This is a genomic window from Acholeplasma hippikon, assembly GCF_900660755.1.
Classification (GTDB): Bacteria; Bacillota_I; Bacilli_A; order Acholeplasmatales; family Acholeplasmataceae; genus Acholeplasma; species Acholeplasma hippikon.
Genome location: NZ_LR215050.1, coordinates 805,735 through 823,197 on the forward strand (window position 1 = coordinate 805,735; position 17,463 = coordinate 823,197).

Consider the following 17,463-nt stretch of genomic DNA (forward strand, 5'->3'; position numbering starts at 1 on the left):
AATAAAAATACCTACCCCTAAAGGTAAGTGTCGAGTTTAATTACTTCTTATGGTTAACTTATTTCGTTCTTTTCTTGTCATTTTATTCTTATACATTTCTACATCAACAAGTTCTTGTAAGCCATGTACAGTCTTGGTTGATTCAGCTTCAACTAAGGTATAACCAATTGAAGGGCTAAGTTTAAATGATTGACTATATGAGTTATGAAGCTCAAAGTTATATTCTATTTTTTGAATTAATTCATGAACTTTATCATCTGTATCTGATTCACTAATGATATAAAACTCAACACCACCAAATCTAGCAACAAAGTCAGTTTGAGGGATACTTGTACGTAATAAATATGCCGTCATTTTTAATGCTTCATCACCAATATGATGGCCCATTGTATCGTTAATCATTTTAAAGTCGTCTAAATCGACTAAAATGACCGAAAATCCTTCTTTTGTTTTCCTTGCTAACTTAAATGTCTTCAATGTAATAATCTAATTGACGTCGATTAAAGAGCCCTGTTAAATAATCATGGTTAATCTTCTTATTTTGTAGATTAACATATTTTACAATGAGAGCTAATACAACTGAATGTACTGCAACTGGATAACCTTCAAAGAATATTTGTAAAACTAATCCAATCATTGGGATTAAGATGACAATAAGATACGTTTTAATATGTTCATAAGTTAAACGTTTTTTGTACATTAAAATTAAGATCACAGTACCCAATAAAATCGTGAGGTTCAGTAATTCAGTTAACATGAAAACTGTTCCTCTTTCATATGCATAGTTTGAAGATAATGTATATAAAAATCCAAATTTTAGATTAATTAACACGATAATTAAGTTAAGTCCTACAACGAGTAGTCCATAGTACCAAACATTTTTAAGCAATTTGTCACTTGAGTGAATTTGGTAATGAATATACATAAACCATAAAGTTGCAAGTAACGGATTTAATGCATAAAGTAAGAAATTGCCCACTTGAGAAAAGATAAGCCCAAAATCAGTGTTTAATGTGTGCATTCTAGAAAAAATTTCAACTAAAACAAGTAATTGTGTTCCAAACACAAGGAAAAAAAGATTTTCTCCCCTGTATTTTTTAATTTATTTGCTCGCATTGAATATTTAATAGCAGCTAAAATTGTTAATGAGAATAAACCCATAATGAAAGACGTGACGATCATAATATACCTCTTGATCAATTAAAATAAATTAAATTATTTTACATTGATGTTCCTTATAAATAAGTCTCCCCACTTATTTAAAGTTAATTTTTCGTATTAGTATATTATCATAAGTTAATATTTCAGTCACGAAAAGTGATACTTTTAAATAAAAAAGAGCCATTTTTTTGGCTCTTTAGTCTAAGTTTACATTGCTTCCTGCAGTAAAACCTGTTGAAAATGCTGAAGTAATGTTAAATCCACCTGTAAATGCGTTAATATCTAAAACCTCTCCACAAAATGATACATATGGATTTAATTTAGAACGCATCGTCTTTGGATCTACTTCTTTTACTTCAACCCCACCGTTTGTAACAAACGCTGCAGGGAAACCTCTGGTTGTATAAGTAGTTGCTTCAAATGCTTTAAGCATTTTTAAGTACTCCTTACCTGATTTTTCCTTACAGAAATCAACTAAGCGTTTAGGAACATTATGTAATCTAAATAATTCATCTAAGTCTTTTGACTGTTCTAGTTCACCTAAAGATACTTTAGGGATAAAGTCAATTGTAAGTCTAACTGGTTTATTTTCTTTTTCCAATAGGTTTAAGACATAGAATGATGCACGTAGTGCAGCAGGACCTGAATATCCGAAGTGCGTAATTAAAAGGTCATGCGTAATGGTTTTCTTTATCTTTTTATCATCATAAACACTCACTGTTACATCTTTAAAAGATAATCCTTGAAGTGTTTTCTCATGAATAAATTCATCATTTGATACAAGTGGTACTTCGGCAGGTAACAGTTTAGTTATGGTATGACCATATTTTTTTGCTAACGTGTGCCCTGTACCATCACTACCTGTTTGTGGTAAAGTGATGCCCCCAGTTGCGATAATTAAGTGTTGATATTTTAATTTTTGATTTTCTATTAGAATTTCTTTTTTGTCTACATCTAAATCAGTTACATAACTATTTAATCGGACAGTGATACGTAACTCTTTTATTTTTTCTTTTAAGGTATCTACAATATCTTGTGCTTTATTTGATTGAGGAAACATTCTAAAGTGGTCCTCTTCTTTTAACTTACAGTTCATCTTTTCAAAAAAATCAATAATGTTTAACGGACCAAAGTTATTTAGCGTTGAATATAAAAATCTTCCGTTTTTAGGAATATATTCAACAACTTCATCAACTGGCATTCTTGCAGTTACATTACATCTGCCGCCACCCGTTAATTTCATCTTTGTTCCTAAGTCTTTATTGCGTTCTACTAAAATGACTTCATAGCTTTTATTGTGCATTTTGGCTGAGATTGCAGCCATCATGCCTGCAGGTCCACCACCGATAATTACGATTGGATTCATATTATTCCTCATTCATCTATAATCTAATTCATATTATACATGAATTACACGTTCTAAGAATTCTTTTGTACGTGGATTTTTTGCGTTGTTAAAAATTTCTTCTGGCGTATTTCTTTCAATAATCTTACCCTTATCCATCACAATTAAGTCATCTGCTACTCTTCTTGCAAAGTTCATTTCATGGGTAACAATAATCATGTTCATACCTTGGTTAGCTAAATCTTGCATTACATTTAATACTTCTAAAATCATTTCTGGATCTAAAGCTGATGTTGGTTCATCAAATAAAATCACATCTGGATTCATACATAATGATCTTGCGATTGCAATTCTTTGTTTTTGTCCACCTGATAACTGATTTGGATAAACATCCTTCTTATCAATTAACCCAACCTTTGTTAAGTAGTTAATTGAAATTTCAGTTGCTTCTGCTTCACTTCGCTTTAAGACATTCATTTGTGCTAAATTTAAGTTCTTTAAGACAGTTAAATGAGGAAATAAATGGAAGTTTTGGAAAACCATACCAACTTTTTGACGGTATAAATTTAATTTAAAACCTTTTTCAAAAATATTCGTTGTATCTTTATAGAAGACTTCACCACTAGATGGCGTTTCCATTGCATTAAGCATTCTTAAAATTGTTGATTTACCTGAACCAGAAGGTCCAATAATCACAGTTACCCCTTGATTAATTTCTACTGAAACATCATCTAAGGCAACTACACCATTTTTAAATTTCTTTGTTAAGTTATTAACAGTAAATAATTTATCTTTCATCATGCTTCCTCATTTTCTTTTCAACTAAGCCCATTAATCTTGCTGTGGTGAATGTTAATGTGAAGTAAAGGACTGCTGTAACAATATAAACTTCCATCATACGGTAAGTTCCATTTTTAACAATTTGTGCTGCATACATTAATTCTGCAATACCTAAGTACATAAAAATTGATGTTTCTTTAATTAATGCCGCAAACTCATTACCTAAACTTGGTAAGATGTTTTTTAATGCTTGTGGCATCACAACATAACGCATCGTTTGATGTTTTGTTAAACCTAAACTTAATGATGCTTCTGTTTGACCTTTATCAACAGATTGGATACCACCACGGATTAATTCAGCAATATAAGCACTCGCATTAATCGTTAAGGCAAGCATACCAGGTATGAAGCTTGAAAGGTCAACCCCTAGGACAATCGTAATTGGTAATTTAACTAGGCTGTAAATAATTAAAACTTGTACTAAAAGTGGGGTTCCTCTAATGATTTCAACATAAGCCTGTCCGATAAAGCTAATTGGTTTAATCTTGCTTAAACGCATAAATGCTGGGATAATCCCAAGAATTGAACCAATAAATACTGCGATTAACGCAAGTATCAATGTCATTAAAAGTCCATTTAATAATGTATATAGAAAATTTGTATCTAATAAAAAATCAAAGTTCATAATTAGCTATTTAAGATGATTGCATCGTTTACATATTGGTCCATCTTACCAGTTTCAATCAGTGATGCAATCACTTCGTTAATCTTTGAAACTAGTTCTTGATTTCCTTTTCTAACGGCTACCGCTGCTCCATCTTCTGAATTTCCGATTGTGAAGTTAGCGATCGCGTAGTCAGGTTGATTTGCAATGAACCCTTTCGCAACTGCAGATTCTAAGACTACTGCATTTACTTTACCTTGTTGTAAGTTGAATAATAAATCATTAACTGATTGTAAGAATAAGTTTTGTGCTGAACCAAAGTTTTCAGTTGTTAGGTCTTGTTGGATAGAACCTAATTGTGCACCAACTTTAACTGTTGCAACATTTAATGATTCGATTGATGTATATTTATCTAAATCAGTTTTCTTAACAACTACTGATTGTTGTGATTGGAAGTAGATATTTGAGAAATCAACTTGTTCAGCACGCTTAGCTGTTGGAGTTACTGCTGAGATAACGAAGTCAACTTTTCCTGCTTCTAAATCATCTAAAAGGAAGTCAAATCCTCTGTTTAAAACTCTTAAGTTCTTTCCTAATGCTTTAGCAATTTCTTTTGCTAATTCAATATCGAAACCAACTAATTGAGTTTTATTGTTTTCATCAATGATTAACCATTCATATGGTGCATAATCAGCTGATGTACCTAATACCATAAACTCTGTATATGATTCATCTAAGATGAAGTCAAATACTGTCGAACTTTCTGTTTGGCAACCTACTAAAGTCACTAAACCTAATACTACAAATAAACTTAATAATAATTTTTTCATTTTGTCTCTCCTCTTTATTTTATTATTATTTTGTTAACTATGGGAATAAAAAAATCCCTGGCATTTAATCATGCCAAGGACGAAAATACTTTTCCGCGGTACCACCTTGATTCTAACCTTTTAAAAAAGTTAGCTCTTAAAACCGTTAACGCCAGTTATACGTTTAAACCTGATAGATGAGTTGGTGTGTGGTATTTAAAGAAAAAGTCCCTAGACAAAATAAATTTGTCTAAGGACGAAAATAAACTTCCGTGGTACCACCTTAGTTCTAGGGAACCTAGCACTTTAAATCGTTAACGCCGACTTACGTTTAAACCTCATCATATTTCGATTTAAAAGCTCCAAAACACGTTCATAAACTTCCTTGACTGATTTGCACCAACCATCAGCTCTCTTTACAATTATCATTTATTACTACTTTTTTTCATCGCTTGGGTAATATTATATAACTTCTCAATCTTTTTTCAAGAAGTTAACTTTAATTGCGTAAAAGTTATTCGATTTATTGAAAATTTTGTAAATCTACACAAATTGTTTGTTGAAAATGTTTATTTTTAACTTATTTGCTTGTCTTCACGTCATTAAGCATGTTTAATAAACGGCTTAATACTTCGTTACTAAAGTTAGCATATGGCACACCATGGAAATCTCCAGTATCTGGATAATAATCTTGTTGTGCTCTTGCCCATGAAGTTAACCACTCATCATCGCCTTCATAATAAGCAATCGCATCATATGTTTGTTGTAGAGGTGTTGCATAACCAACAACTCCAGCATTTTCATATGCGTTATCTGGATTTAAGAAGAAATTGATGAATTCATGTGCTAAATCAACATGGCGTGCTTTTGTTGGAATAACAAACGCATCCATAAATGCCATTGTGTTTTCTGGAATATAGATGTCATATAATTTTTCATCGTAATTCATACCTTCATCTAAATCAACGTATAAAACATCTAAGAAGTCTCCAGTCCATACATACGCTAAATCTAAGTTGTTTGATTGAATATCTTTCTTTAATTGGTCATCTGCAAATACTGTGAATTTAGCGGCTTTTAATGTTTGACGTGCTAATTCAAGGTTTGTTAATGTTTGACCTTCTGAAACAGTTTCAGGTAATGATAATGGTGAAATATGATGATATAACATTGCAGTTGAATAAGCATATTGCGCAACATCATACATACCTACACGATTTGTAGGACGTTTTGATGGTTCAAAGTATGCTGCCCAACCATGTTCATGTAAAGCTTCTTCTAAACCAGCTACACGCTTGTTATACATTAATCCAAATGATCCCCAGAAGTAAGGAACAAAATAATCTCTATCTTCTACTTCCATGGTATTGATAATACCTTGAAGGCCTTGCATATATGGATTATTTTCTGGATCATAGTTTGATAATTTGTCAAATTGAATCGGTTGAATTAACTTTTCATCGACCATTTTTGCAATCATGTAATCTGAAGGTAAAACTAAATCATATGCAGTTGTACCTGATTTAACCTTTGAGTAGAATAATTCGTTACTATCTGCAATTGAAATTGAAACTTCAACGTTAAATTCTTCTTCAAATGCTAAGACTAAGTCTTCGTTAATATATTCTCCCCAGTTTAGGATTAATAATTTTTGAGTTGTATTACAACTTGTTAAGAATAAAATTGAAAGAAAAGTAAATGCTAATGTTAAAATCTTCTTCATTTTTTCTTATTTCCTTTCTTAACAATGATTTGGTAACTTACTAACACAACTAATGTGAATAATGTTAATAATGTTGAGAATGCATAAACTGATGGACTTAAGCTCTTTCTACCAATTGAACCATAAATCCAAATTGATAAGTTGTCAAATCCGTTACCTGTTGTATAGTATGAAATAACAAAGTCATCAATACTCATTGTTAATGCTAATAACATACCTGAGAAGATTCCGGCTTTAATTGCAGGAACAATTACTTTAACTAATGCTTTATAAGGTTTAACCCCTAAGTCAAGCGCAGCATCCATCATATTTGGATCCATTTCTTTTAGTTTAGGTAAAACACTTAAGACCACATAAGGTAATGTGAAGAATAAATGTGCTAAGACTAATGTCACTGGCCCGAAAATATAAGGGAAAATTGGTAATAATAAACTAAATACTAACATTAATGAGATACCTGATACGATATCCGCATTTAAAATTGGAATGTTGTTTAATAAAACGATTTGTTGACGACGTTTTTTAGTTAATGCATGCATACCTACTGCAATTAATGTACCAAGTACAGTTGCTAAAATCGTAGAGATAAAGCTTGTCATTAATGTATTTAAAATTGCACTTCTTAAACTTCTAAGTTCAAACATATTGAAGTACCATTTTAAAGTGAAACTTTGGAATGAGTTAATGTTTGGACTTGAGTTAACTGATTGGATTAATAACATTGTTGTAGGAATGTATAATGAGAAAACAATTAATACAACAGCAATTTTTCTAACCCATGCAAAGATATTTTTTAGTTTTGTTCTATCTTTATATCCGTACTCTTCAAGAGTAGCCTTTGGATAATTACTCATTATAGTAATGTTTCTCCTTCCTTATCAACTTTGTTAACAATGAATAACGCTAAGAAGATAATCAGTAAGATAACAACAGATAAAATAGAACCTACGTTATAATCCATGTATCTAAATGATTGTTCAATAATGTTACCCACTAAAAGGATGTTACCACTACCTAAGATTTCTGGAATCGCAAAACCAGACATTGATGGTAAGAATACCATGATAGAACCAGTTGCTACCCCTGTTAATGATAATGGAATGATCACTTTCCAGAATTTTTGCATATCTGTTAAGCCTAAGTCATGTGCTGCTTCTTCTAAAGCATATTCAATCTTTTCTAAGGCTGTGTAAATTGGCAGAATCATAAATGGTAAGTAAGTAATCACTAAACCAACGATAACTGCTAAAGGCGTACCTTTAAATGATGCAAACGTAATATTTGTATTAAAGATTTTGCTTAAGATATCAGCAATAATATTATTAGCATTCATTAGGTTACCTAATGCCTCTGTTCTAAGTAATAGATTAGACCACATTGGTAAGATAAAGATTGCTAAAATTAAGAATTTATTTTTAATTTTTGAACGGAATACAGTATATGCAACTGCATAACCTAGTACCATACAAATAATGGTTGTAATAACTGCGTATAATAATGAGTTACCAATCGCATTTAATGTCGCACGGTCTAATAACACTTCCATTGGATAGGTAGTGAATTCATGATTTGAAAAATTTAAACCTTCAGTGTATGAAAATGATAGGAAAATCATGACCAAGAATGGAATTACCGCAAGCACCATTAACCATACAACATAAGGAATGGATAATAATCTAAACGGCTTTTTCATCTTGACTAACCTTCATTAAATGAATTTCGTAAGCATCAATCGCTAAACCGATTTTATCTCCTACTTCATAGTTTTCATAAGTGTTAACCATTAATTTTTGGTCTCCTACCATAACGTCTAATTCGTTATGAACACCTTTGAAGATGCTTGATACTACTTCACCAACTAATTTAGCTTTTTCAACTGGAACAACATCCCAGTCTTCAGGACGAATCACAACATCCACTTTTTCACCGTTAGCGAATTTATATCCTGTACAATCAAAATCAACACCTAAGAAGTTAACAACATCCTTTTTAACATATGTTCCTTCTAAGATATCTGATTCACCAATGAAGTTAGCAACATAACGGTTAACTGGTTCATTGTAAATTGCTTTAGGTGTACCTAATTGTTGGATAACACCATCTTTCATTACAACGATTCTATCTGACATTGTCATTGCTTCTTCCTGATCGTGTGTAACGAAGATAAATGTAATACCTAATTTTCTTTGCATTTCTTTTAATTCATATTGCATGTTTTGTCTTAGTTTTAAGTCAAGTGCTGCAAGGGGTTCATCTAGTAATAAAATTTGTGGTTTATTTACTAAAGCACGTGCTAAGGCAACGCGTTGTTGTTGTCCACCTGACATTTGATTGATTTTTCTTGAACCAAAACCAGCAAGTTTAACTAATGCTAATGCATCAACTACTGCTTTATCAATGTTTTCTTTAATTAATTTGTTAATTTCTTTCTTTGGTAAGTTTGCATCAATACCGAAGAAATTAATTAAAAATTCATTACTTCTATTTTTTAATCCAAACGCAACGTTTTCAGCAACATTTAAATGTGGGAATAACGCATACTTTTGAAATACTGTGTTAATTGGTCTTGCATATGGAGGTAAGTCATTAAATACTTTTCCATTAATAATAATGTCACCACTATTAGGTTTTTCAAAACCACCAATCATGCGCAGTGTAGTTGTTTTACCACATCCGGAAGGTCCTAATAATGTGATAAATTCATTCTTATATATTTTTAAATTTAAATCTTTTACAATAAGTTCTCCATCGAACTCTTTTACAACGTGAGATAACTCAATTAACACGTCTTGGCTCACCAAAAAATCCTCCATAAATTTTTATTTTACGAATACTAATTATATATCATTTTTTAAATAAGTCTATCAAAAAACTTAATAAAAAAAATAAAAATTTTTTATGTTGTCTTTTTACACCGTTTTCAAAAAAGTATTTATTTATAAATAAATAAAAGGTTTATTTTCACATATTTTTCAAGCTTAATTTTCATCAAGATTTTTGTCGTTTTTTTTACGCTTTTGAAAGTTTTTTTACCTTCAGTTTTTAAAATGCCTTTTATTTTATGTGTAATAGATAGGCTAAACTAATAGTTTTTTTATCCTAAACCAAGAAAAAAGCCAAGTCATAACAAACTTGGCTAGATTTTTTTATTTAAAACTATCTACAATTTCAGGACTTTCTGCATATTTATGTGCAACACTTGATGCAGCAGCTGCAGCAATTGCTCCAACAATATCATCTAAGAATGTATTGCATGAATGATTAGGAGAATTTTTATCATCTAATCTTCCCATTAACCCTGGTTTTGTTTTATCAACATAACCGAAATTAGTTAAACCAATTGAACCATAGACATTTACAATCGATAAAGCTAAGATTTCATCGATACCATATAAACCATAATCACTGGTAAGAATGGTTTGTAGTGGTTCACTTAGCATATTTTTTTCTGCTAAGATATCAAGTTCTAATCCTGTAAGGATCGCATGTTGTACTTCACGCTTCATGACAACTCTTTCAACATGTGCTAAACATGTATCCAAAGTAATCTCTGGTAAGTACTTCTTTTGTAAGTCTAAAGTGATTTGGGCAATCTCCTTTAAAGATACACCACGTTCATTTAGTCTTTTTACGACTAAATCGTACTTCTTTGCATCATTTAATCTGTATTGTTGTTCTTCCATCATAATTTTGCCCTCCTATGCTGGTAAGTTTTGTAAATAAGCTAATACCTTATCTAAAGTCTCCATTGCGTAATTTCTACCTGTTTCTTCTTCAACGGTACCTAAATTAAATTGGTACTCATGCGCAAGTTCGGCATCATAGAAAACAGTTTCTACTGATACACCTAAGTTTTCTAATTTAGATGCTAATCTTTTACCATGTTCTTCAAATGATATATTTTTAGCATCCGTAATAAACGTAGGTGGGAAATCACTTGTTACATAATTTGTTAAGGTTAAAATATCCCATTTAGGATCTTGTGCCCAATTTTTTTCACCTAAGAAGGCGTATCCTATTTTTTGAGCAAAGAATCCTACAATCTTAGTTAACGCACTTCCTCCAGCACTTCTATTTAATCTTGTCACTGGATCACCTAATAAATTTAAAAGTAAACTAAAGTCATATGGACCACAATAGAGGATTGCACCTTTGATTTGGTCTTTTGTTAAAACTGGAGAAACCTTAGAAAGTTCTGAATATGCTGGATTTGTATTGTTAATAACAAACTGTGCCGCTAAGAATGCGCCAGCAGAATCCCCTCCAACAATCATATTGTCTAAATCAAGATACGGGTACTTAGCAATTTCATTTTTAACATGTGTATATGCTTCACCAATTTGAATTAATGGTGTTGGATATTGATACTCATAACCTAAGCCATAATTGATACTAATGACTGCATATCCTTCATTTGCTAAGACATACATATAACTTGCTACATCATCTTTATCTCCGGCAACAAATGCGCCAGCAGAATCCCCTCCAACAATCATATTGTCTAAATCAAGATACGGGTACTTAGCAATTTCATTTTTAACATGTGTATATGCTTCACCAATTTGAATTAATGGTGTTGAATATTGATACTCATAACCTAAGCCATAATTGATACTAATGACTGCATATCCTTCATTTGCTAAGACATACATATAACTTGCTACATCATCTTTATCTCCGGCAACAAATGCGCCGCCATGAATCCATAAAATGATTGGTACATTTACCTCATCCATTAAATCAGTCTTAATAAAGATATCTAATTCATTCATGCCGTTACTTGAAACATAGGTAATATCGCTTAGTAAAGTCACATTCTCTTTAATCTCTAAAATATTTTCATGTTCAGTATATGTTGTTAAACTAAATAATTTTCTAACTAACCAAACACTTGGTTTAGGTGAAACAAATAAGTAAGTTGTCATTGCACCTAGTAAAATGACAAGCGTACCTAAAATAAATAAAAATATCCTTAACCCTTTTCTTATAAATTCCCCTTATTTTTTAATATGTTGTAAAATCCAAAATCCCATCCGTTGTAATATAATCAACACCACAAGCAATCATACGTTTAGCATCTTCCCAAGTGTTTACTGTAAACACATTGACTGTTAAATCTTTTTCTTTTAACATCTCTACTAATTCTCTTGTGACGTTTTTGTGATACATATCTAAATTGATACGATTTTCTGTTAAATATTCATAATCAGCTAATGTAAATTCGCCTAATAAAAGTTCTAACTTAATCGTTTTATCAATTTTTCGCATCCACTTTAAATAATCTCTGTTAAATGAAATAAACGTAATTTTATCTAAATCCTGTAACTTTTTACATTCCTCGTAAATATACTTTACATTATCTTCTGTGAATTGCCCTTTTAACTCGATTACAGCCTGTTTTTCGCCCTTTTTACAAATATCTAGATATTCTTCCAATGTAGGGAAAGAAAAAGGAATTTCAAGCAATTCTTTGAATTCGGTTTCTTTAATTAATTTATCAACACCTGTTAGGCGTTTGACGTTACTATCATGATGGACTATTATTTTACCATCTTTTGTTAAATGTATGTCACATTCCATTCCAAAAAAAGGTAGCTTAGCGGCATTTTCAAAAGAATCGATTGTATTTTCAATCGATTTTGAGGATAAACCTCTATGTGCTACCCACTTAACATCTAATTTAAATAGATCATTCTGCATATTATCACTTCTTCTTTGTTTTTATTAATGTTGTTTTTTCTTGATAATTACTTAAAATTTTTGTAAATACTTCATGTTGTTTTAAAACTGATTTTCTATCAAAAGGTTCTTTCTTATCAATAATCATTTTCTTTAATTTCTCAATTGAATGATCAATGATTTTACGAACATCTTCAGGATAGTTCATTCTTTTACTATTCTCATCATATTCTTTTTGGTCAAGAATATATAACTTATGATTTGGATAAACCTTGATATCTAAATCATAATCAATGTACTTAATGGCTTCACCATCATATACATATGGACTTGAAATGTTACAGTAGTAATGAATGCCATCTTTTTTGAGCATAGCGATAATGTTAAACCATTCTCTCTCAAAAAAATAACAGATTGCTGGCTCTTTTGTATACCAACTTCTGCCATCAGATTCGATAACTTTTGTTCGCTGGTTCCCAGTTATTAAAAATGGATTTGTATCGTCAATAATAAACGAAGAAATCCAAACACGGTGAAGTGATCCATCATGCTTATAACTATGTATTTGTACTTTCTTTCCGGATTTTAATTTCATAAATATTTCACCTTTCTTAAATTATAACACAGGATTACAAGTCAATAAAGTTAAAAAGTCTTTGATTTTTCAAGTATGTTTGATACTTTATATAACAAAAAAGAACAAATACTTGTAAACTCAAAATTAAGGGGAGAGGTATTTGTTCTTAATTGTGCTATATTTTTAATTTAAATCAGAAAATTCAAAAAAGTGCTAGAAGGTTTTCGCGATTTTCTTCGCGTCAGCAATAATTTCATTCAAGATTTCTTGTGCATGCGCTGGATCTTGATCTAGTCCATCAACTGAAATCTTTGTGAAGTCTTTTACTCCAATGAATGAAAATGCTTGTTTAATAAATAATGATCCTAAATCTTGGTTTTGATAAACGCCACCAGCTGATTGGATATGAAGGACCTTCTTATCTCCTGCTAATCCAACTGGACCGTTTGCAGTATACTTAAATGTTTTACCTGCAACATTGATTGTGTCGATCCAAGCTTTTAATCTTGTTGGAATTGATAAATTCCATAGTGGGTTTGCAATAATAACTTTATCTGATGCTAAGAATTGTTCAGTTGAAGCGGCAAATGAAGAGACTAATGTTTGTTCTTCTTGGCTTAATTTGTCAAATGCTACACCACTTCTTAATTTACCCCAAGCACCTAATAAAGTTGCGTTAATTTCTGGGAAATTTTCGTCAAATACATTTACTGTTTTGATTTCATCTTCAGGATTTGTTTCTTTATATGTTTCTAAAAATGCATCTAAAGTTTTTAAAGTTCTTGATTCATTTTTTGTTAATGCATGTGCATTGACAACTAATACTTTCTTCATGTCGTTTTCTCCTCATCTTTTTTCATAACGTGATTAATTCTATATAAATATATTTATATTTCAAATTTCATGCTTAAAGTGTGAAAACTTTCATATAATTTTCACTTATATATCAAAACAATTCGGTTTTTTTAACACGATTACATTTTATAAATAAAAAAACCAGCGCGCGCTGGTTAAATTATTTTAACGAATTAACGTTTTCTAGTTAGAATCGCATGCTTTCTTTGATTCTTCTTTAAGTGCGTAGATTTACGCTTTTTACCCATGATCATAGTTAAATTCTCCTTAATCTATTCCTATTATACAATAAAATATTCGTTTTTCATTAAAAAAAGAGACTTTGTTGAAAAGCCTCTTTTTTAATCTATCTTTTCTTCTTTTAATAATCTTTACTTTTTATAGCTTAACAAGACTAGCTGCTGCAACTGATTGTCCAACTCGTCTTGCTTTTTCATCTGGTAATGAGATTTCAATCTTTTCACCTAAGTCTGCAAAGTTTTCTTTTAATGTCTTCTTCGCATAATCAACGATGATATTTCCACCTTCACCTGATGTCACACGTCCTAATAAAAGTACGTTTTCAATTTCATAGAACTCGCTATAGTAAGCAAGTGTGTAACCTAAATATGTTCCAATTGTTTGGAAGATATCTTGGTAAACTTCACTTTCAGGTCCTAATTTTTGAACAACTTTTAAGCGTTCTGCAAGTGGCATATCGTGTGGGAATGTGATTCCACAAGTTTCAGCTAAACGAATAACTGCATCTTGTGAGAAGTATTTTAATCCACAACCAAAATCGCCACTCCATTCATCAACTGGTCCATTTGCTTGGAAGTCAACTGGAACGAATGCTAATTCGTTAATCCAACCAGTAATGTTACCTTCATGGTTGATATAACCTGCTGCTTCACTTGTACCCATTGCAATACCTAAAAGGTTATTCTTTTCTAAACTCATTGCTCCAGCAAGTGCAGTAACGTCTCCGTCATTTGCAACTTCAATTGGAACATTTAATTCATTTGCAATGTCGATGTAAATGTTTTTAATGTGTTTGTCAAATGCTTCATCTGGAACTTGAATAAATAGTGATGCAACTTTTGCTTGGTTATTTACATAAACCCCAGCACTTGATACACCAATTGCATCTAAGCGTGGCATTTTTGATTTAGCAAGCATAATTGCTTCTCTAATATATTTCTTATGATATTCAGGATCACTATTTAATTTAGGGAACCATACGATTTCTTCTGAGAAGATTGGTTCACCATTTACAACTGCTGATACTTTCATATCTGATCCACCAGCATCAAAACCGATGCGGTAACCATCTAAGTTCTTACCAATTGATTGGTAATTTTGTTTAATTTCTGGTTTTGCTGTTGCATGTAACACTTCAAATGGTTGTTCATAAACACGAGTCATAAACTTAGCATCAAATGTACGTTCTTTATTTGCATAAATTTCTTTTAATGCTTCATAAATTTTTTTATTACCAACGATTGTTACTTTGTAACCACCATAAATCCATAATAATGATTTAACTAAACGTTCAACATAGAATAGATTTTCATCAAAGTGTTTTTCATCTTTAAAGATAATTGTATCGAAGCATTCGCTGTTTCCGTCATTTCTTTCAACAACTACTGATAAATTATCATATCCTTCTTTTAATGCGTTTGCTTTAAATTCTCTAAAGAATAAAACCGCTGGAGCATATTTTGGGTCTAACTTAAGTGGGCGTACTGGAATATTCATTTTAAACCCTCCGATTATAATTTGCTTGCTGCATCAGTATCTAGATAAACAGTTACTTTTGCATGGTTTTGTAAAACTGAAGCTGGTAATTCTTCATTGATTTGACCTTTAATCATACCAAAAACAGCGTCTGCTTTATTTTTACCAGTTGCAATCACAATCACTTCTTTAGCTTCCATAATATCGCTAATACCCATTGTAATTGCGTGCGTTGGAACTTCATCGATTGAATTGAATAATCTTGAGTTATCAATTCTTGTTTGTTCCTTTAATACCACTTTATGAGTTTTTGAATCAAATAAAGTTCCTGGTTCATTAAAACCAATGTGACCATTTGATCCAATACCTAATAATTGGATATCAATTTTAGCATTGTCTAACATATCTTGGTATGCTTTGATTGATGCTTCAATCATTGATGCGTCCCCGTTTGGAACGTGACAATTATTTAAATCAATATCAATATGATTGAATAATTGTGCTCTCATAAAGTTAAAATAAGTTTCTTTATGATCTTTTGGTAATCCGATGTATTCATCTAAGTTAAATGATTTAACATTTTTAAATGATACTTTACCATTTTTGTATGCTTCAATTAGATTTTGATATAAAGCAATTGGAGTCGTACCTGTTGCAAGACCTAAAGTCATATTTGGGTTTGCGTTAATTCTTTCTACATAATAGTTTGCAACACTTTCATAAAGTGCAGCTTTGCTATCAAAAACTTTAATTTCCATTTTAATATAATCCTCTCACAAATCTATCGTAAACATTACCTTCAAGATTAATTACGATTGCACCACATGTCTTTTGATAGAATGGAGCAACATTTTCATTTACTCCACCGATGATTCCGTATCCGTAACCATCGTGATACATACCTTCTAAGGCTGCGAATAGCAATGCTTTACCAATATTTTTTCCTCTTAATGTTTCATCAACACCAATTGGTCCAAAGTATCCTTTTGCTGTTGCATCATATGCTGAGAAGCCCACAATTTTCCCTTCGTAAAACGCAACAAAACATGTTGGGTTTGGTTTGTATAAAGCCGCTTTAACTTCAGATGCCCAACCTTTAGAGAAGTTTTTTTCAACAAACGCAATGATCGCATCACTGTTTGGAGATAACGCCCTAACTATTTTAACATCTTCACTTGCTTTTTTACCCTCGATATAATCTTTTCGATAAAGTCCAACTAATAAATCTGCCATATTTTTTATTCCTCTGCTTTTAATGTATATTTAATCGCTTCTCTTATATTACCATGATGCATATCTAAAATTCTATTAATTTCATCAATACTTTCAATTTTTGAGATAATTGCGAAAATTGATTGCTTAACTGAACCATATTTTTGAAGATTTGCTTGTGCAACATCATCCGTTACACCAGTTACCTCTTTAACAATAGAAACAGCACGAGACTCTAATTTCTTATTACTCATTTGTACATCAATCATTAAGTTCTCATATACTTTACCTAACTTAACCATTGCTGTTGTTGAAATCATGTTTAAGATTAATTTTTGAGCAGTACCTGATTTCATTCTTGTAGAACCAGTTAAAGGTTCAGGTCCTGTAACAGCTTCAATTGGATAATCTACATTTGCTGATAACTCAGTTTTATAACTTGTTGTTACACCGGCAGTCTTTGCACCGATTGAACGGGCATAACGACAACCTGAAACGACATAAGGTGTGCGTCCACTTGCTGCGATTCCCACAACAAAGTCTTTTGATGATAGGTTATATGCTTGTAAATCTTTGATTGCAGCTTCCATATCATCTTCAGCACCTTCAACAGGTAATCTTAATGCTTTATCTGTACCTGCAATGATTCCAATAACCATATCACTAGGCACACCAAATGTTGGCACACATTCACTTGCATCTAAGACACCTAATCTACCTGAAGTACCAGCTCCGATATAGAATAAACGACCACCATTTGCTAATGTTTCTGCAACTGCATCAACAAGTTCAGCAATTTCAGGTAATACAGCTTCAATCGCTAGAGGAACTTTTTTATCCTCGTTGTTGATCATTTTTAAGATTTCTAAAGTTGAACTGATATCCATGTTTTTAGTCAGATTATTACGTTGTTCTGTACTAATTTTTTTGATATCTACCATA

The 17,463-nt window shown here is 31.5% G+C and carries 19 protein-coding genes and 1 other annotated feature; all 19 genes read right to left on the bottom strand.

The window, feature by feature from the left end; genetic code table 11:
• Nucleotides 1-36: 36 nt before the first annotated feature.
• Nucleotides 37-477, bottom strand: a complete 441-nt coding sequence (locus EXC59_RS03975; RefSeq protein WP_051658929.1) for a GGDEF domain-containing protein — start codon at nucleotides 475-477, stop codon at nucleotides 37-39.
• The gene (locus tag EXC59_RS03980; RefSeq protein WP_035368402.1) at nucleotides 464-1,066 is read right to left on the bottom strand and encodes a hypothetical protein; all 603 of its coding nucleotides are present in this window, start codon (nucleotides 1,064-1,066) and stop codon (nucleotides 464-466) included. The genes EXC59_RS03975 and EXC59_RS03980 overlap by 14 nt, the downstream gene beginning before the upstream one ends.
• Before the next feature lie 291 nt (nucleotides 1,067-1,357).
• Nucleotides 1,358-2,527, bottom strand: coding sequence for an aminoacetone oxidase family FAD-binding enzyme (locus EXC59_RS03985; RefSeq protein WP_035368403.1), 1,170 nt, complete (start codon nucleotides 2,525-2,527; stop codon nucleotides 1,358-1,360).
• A gap of 33 nt (nucleotides 2,528-2,560) precedes the next feature.
• Nucleotides 2,561-3,304, bottom strand: coding sequence for an amino acid ABC transporter ATP-binding protein (locus tag EXC59_RS03990; RefSeq protein ID WP_035368404.1), 744 nt, complete (start codon nucleotides 3,302-3,304; stop codon nucleotides 2,561-2,563).
• Nucleotides 3,294-3,971, bottom strand: a complete 678-nt coding sequence (locus tag EXC59_RS03995; RefSeq protein WP_035368406.1) for an amino acid ABC transporter permease — start codon at nucleotides 3,969-3,971, stop codon at nucleotides 3,294-3,296. The genes EXC59_RS03990 and EXC59_RS03995 overlap by 11 nt, the downstream gene beginning before the upstream one ends.
• Before the next feature lie 2 nt (nucleotides 3,972-3,973).
• Nucleotides 3,974-4,780, bottom strand: a complete 807-nt coding sequence (locus tag EXC59_RS04000) for a transporter substrate-binding domain-containing protein (protein ID WP_035368408.1) — start codon at nucleotides 4,778-4,780, stop codon at nucleotides 3,974-3,976.
• 228 nt (nucleotides 4,781-5,008) lie between these two features.
• Nucleotides 5,009-5,217, bottom strand: a binding site (T-box leader).
• Between the two features lie 122 nt (nucleotides 5,218-5,339).
• Nucleotides 5,340-6,482 carry an ABC transporter substrate-binding protein gene (locus tag EXC59_RS04005; RefSeq protein ID WP_035368409.1) on the bottom strand — a complete coding sequence of 381 codons (1,143 nt, stop codon included), beginning with the start codon at nucleotides 6,480-6,482 and terminating at the stop codon, nucleotides 5,340-5,342.
• Nucleotides 6,479-7,336, bottom strand: a complete 858-nt coding sequence (locus EXC59_RS04010; protein ID WP_162163895.1) for an ABC transporter permease — start codon at nucleotides 7,334-7,336, stop codon at nucleotides 6,479-6,481. Before EXC59_RS04010 ends, EXC59_RS04005 begins: the two co-directional genes overlap by 4 nt.
• On the bottom strand, nucleotides 7,336-8,175 hold the full coding sequence (locus EXC59_RS04015; protein WP_035368410.1) for an ABC transporter permease: 840 nt from the start codon (nucleotides 8,173-8,175) through the stop codon (nucleotides 7,336-7,338). Before EXC59_RS04015 ends, EXC59_RS04010 begins: the two co-directional genes overlap by 1 nt.
• Complete coding sequence (locus EXC59_RS04020; protein WP_232034477.1) at nucleotides 8,159-9,280, bottom strand: ABC transporter ATP-binding protein; 1,122 nt, start codon at nucleotides 9,278-9,280, stop codon at nucleotides 8,159-8,161. The genes EXC59_RS04015 and EXC59_RS04020 overlap by 17 nt, the downstream gene beginning before the upstream one ends.
• A gap of 348 nt (nucleotides 9,281-9,628) precedes the next feature.
• Entirely contained in the window at nucleotides 9,629-10,165 is a 537-nt protein-coding gene (locus EXC59_RS04025; protein ID WP_210995063.1) for a phosphatidylglycerophosphatase A family protein, read from the bottom strand.
• 15 nt (nucleotides 10,166-10,180) lie between these two features.
• The gene (locus tag EXC59_RS04030) at nucleotides 10,181-11,407 is read right to left on the bottom strand and encodes an alpha/beta hydrolase (RefSeq protein WP_051658931.1); all 1,227 of its coding nucleotides are present in this window, start codon (nucleotides 11,405-11,407) and stop codon (nucleotides 10,181-10,183) included.
• 79 nt (nucleotides 11,408-11,486) lie between these two features.
• Nucleotides 11,487-12,182: a glycerophosphodiester phosphodiesterase gene (locus tag EXC59_RS04035; protein WP_035368415.1), complete on the bottom strand. Its 696-nt coding sequence runs from the start codon at nucleotides 12,180-12,182 to the stop codon at nucleotides 11,487-11,489.
• A 4-nt stretch (nucleotides 12,183-12,186) separates the two neighbouring features.
• Nucleotides 12,187-12,756: a DUF402 domain-containing protein gene (locus EXC59_RS04040; protein WP_162163896.1), complete on the bottom strand. Its 570-nt coding sequence runs from the start codon at nucleotides 12,754-12,756 to the stop codon at nucleotides 12,187-12,189.
• 195 nt (nucleotides 12,757-12,951) lie between these two features.
• Nucleotides 12,952-13,572 (bottom strand): FMN-dependent NADH-azoreductase, encoded by a 621-nt coding sequence (locus EXC59_RS04045; RefSeq protein WP_035368418.1) that lies wholly within the window; start codon nucleotides 13,570-13,572, stop codon nucleotides 12,952-12,954.
• A gap of 399 nt (nucleotides 13,573-13,971) precedes the next feature.
• Entirely contained in the window at nucleotides 13,972-15,330 is a 1,359-nt protein-coding gene (locus EXC59_RS04050; protein WP_035368419.1) for an ROK family protein, read from the bottom strand.
• Between the two features lie 14 nt (nucleotides 15,331-15,344).
• Complete coding sequence (gene nagB / locus EXC59_RS04055; protein WP_035368421.1) at nucleotides 15,345-16,067, bottom strand: glucosamine-6-phosphate deaminase; 723 nt, start codon at nucleotides 16,065-16,067, stop codon at nucleotides 15,345-15,347.
• A 1-nt stretch (nucleotide 16,068) separates the two neighbouring features.
• Nucleotides 16,069-16,542 (bottom strand): GNAT family N-acetyltransferase, encoded by a 474-nt coding sequence (locus tag EXC59_RS04060; protein WP_035368423.1) that lies wholly within the window; start codon nucleotides 16,540-16,542, stop codon nucleotides 16,069-16,071.
• 5 nt (nucleotides 16,543-16,547) lie between these two features.
• Entirely contained in the window at nucleotides 16,548-17,462 is a 915-nt protein-coding gene (murQ, locus tag EXC59_RS04065; protein WP_035368425.1) for an N-acetylmuramic acid 6-phosphate etherase, read from the bottom strand.
• Nucleotide 17,463: the final 1 nt, after the last annotated feature.

Excerpts from the sequence above, each read along its gene's own strand:
- EXC59_RS04010 (WP_162163895.1), bottom strand. The coding sequence starts at position 7,336 with ATGAGTAATTATCCAAAGGCTACTCTTGAAGAGTACGGATATAAAGAT.
- EXC59_RS03995 (WP_035368406.1), bottom strand. The coding sequence starts at position 3,971 with ATGAACTTTGATTTTTTATTAGATACAAATTTTCTATATACATTATTA.
- EXC59_RS04015 (WP_035368410.1), bottom strand. The coding sequence starts at position 8,175 with ATGAAAAAGCCGTTTAGATTATTATCCATTCCTTATGTTGTATGGTTA.
- EXC59_RS04060 (WP_035368423.1), bottom strand. The coding sequence starts at position 16,542 with ATGGCAGATTTATTAGTTGGACTTTATCGAAAAGATTATATCGAGGGT.
- murQ (WP_035368425.1), bottom strand. The coding sequence starts at position 17,462 with ATGGTAGATATCAAAAAAATTAGTACAGAACAACGTAATAATCTGACT.
- nagB (WP_035368421.1), bottom strand. The coding sequence starts at position 16,067 with ATGGAAATTAAAGTTTTTGATAGCAAAGCTGCACTTTATGAAAGTGTT.
- EXC59_RS03985 (WP_035368403.1), bottom strand. The coding sequence starts at position 2,527 with ATGAATCCAATCGTAATTATCGGTGGTGGACCTGCAGGCATGATGGCT.
- EXC59_RS04025 (WP_210995063.1), bottom strand. The coding sequence starts at position 10,165 with ATGGAAGAACAACAATACAGATTAAATGATGCAAAGAAGTACGATTTA.
- EXC59_RS04035 (WP_035368415.1), bottom strand. The coding sequence starts at position 12,182 with ATGCAGAATGATCTATTTAAATTAGATGTTAAGTGGGTAGCACATAGA.
- EXC59_RS04000 (WP_035368408.1), bottom strand. The coding sequence starts at position 4,780 with ATGAAAAAATTATTATTAAGTTTATTTGTAGTATTAGGTTTAGTGACT.
- EXC59_RS04005 (WP_035368409.1), bottom strand. The coding sequence starts at position 6,482 with ATGAAGAAGATTTTAACATTAGCATTTACTTTTCTTTCAATTTTATTC.
- EXC59_RS04050 (WP_035368419.1), bottom strand. The coding sequence starts at position 15,330 with ATGAATATTCCAGTACGCCCACTTAAGTTAGACCCAAAATATGCTCCA.
- EXC59_RS04030 (WP_051658931.1), bottom strand. The coding sequence starts at position 11,407 with ATGACAACTTACTTATTTGTTTCACCTAAACCAAGTGTTTGGTTAGTT.
- EXC59_RS03990 (WP_035368404.1), bottom strand. The coding sequence starts at position 3,304 with ATGAAAGATAAATTATTTACTGTTAATAACTTAACAAAGAAATTTAAA.
- EXC59_RS04040 (WP_162163896.1), bottom strand. The coding sequence starts at position 12,756 with ATGAAATTAAAATCCGGAAAGAAAGTACAAATACATAGTTATAAGCAT.
- EXC59_RS04045 (WP_035368418.1), bottom strand. The coding sequence starts at position 13,572 with ATGAAGAAAGTATTAGTTGTCAATGCACATGCATTAACAAAAAATGAA.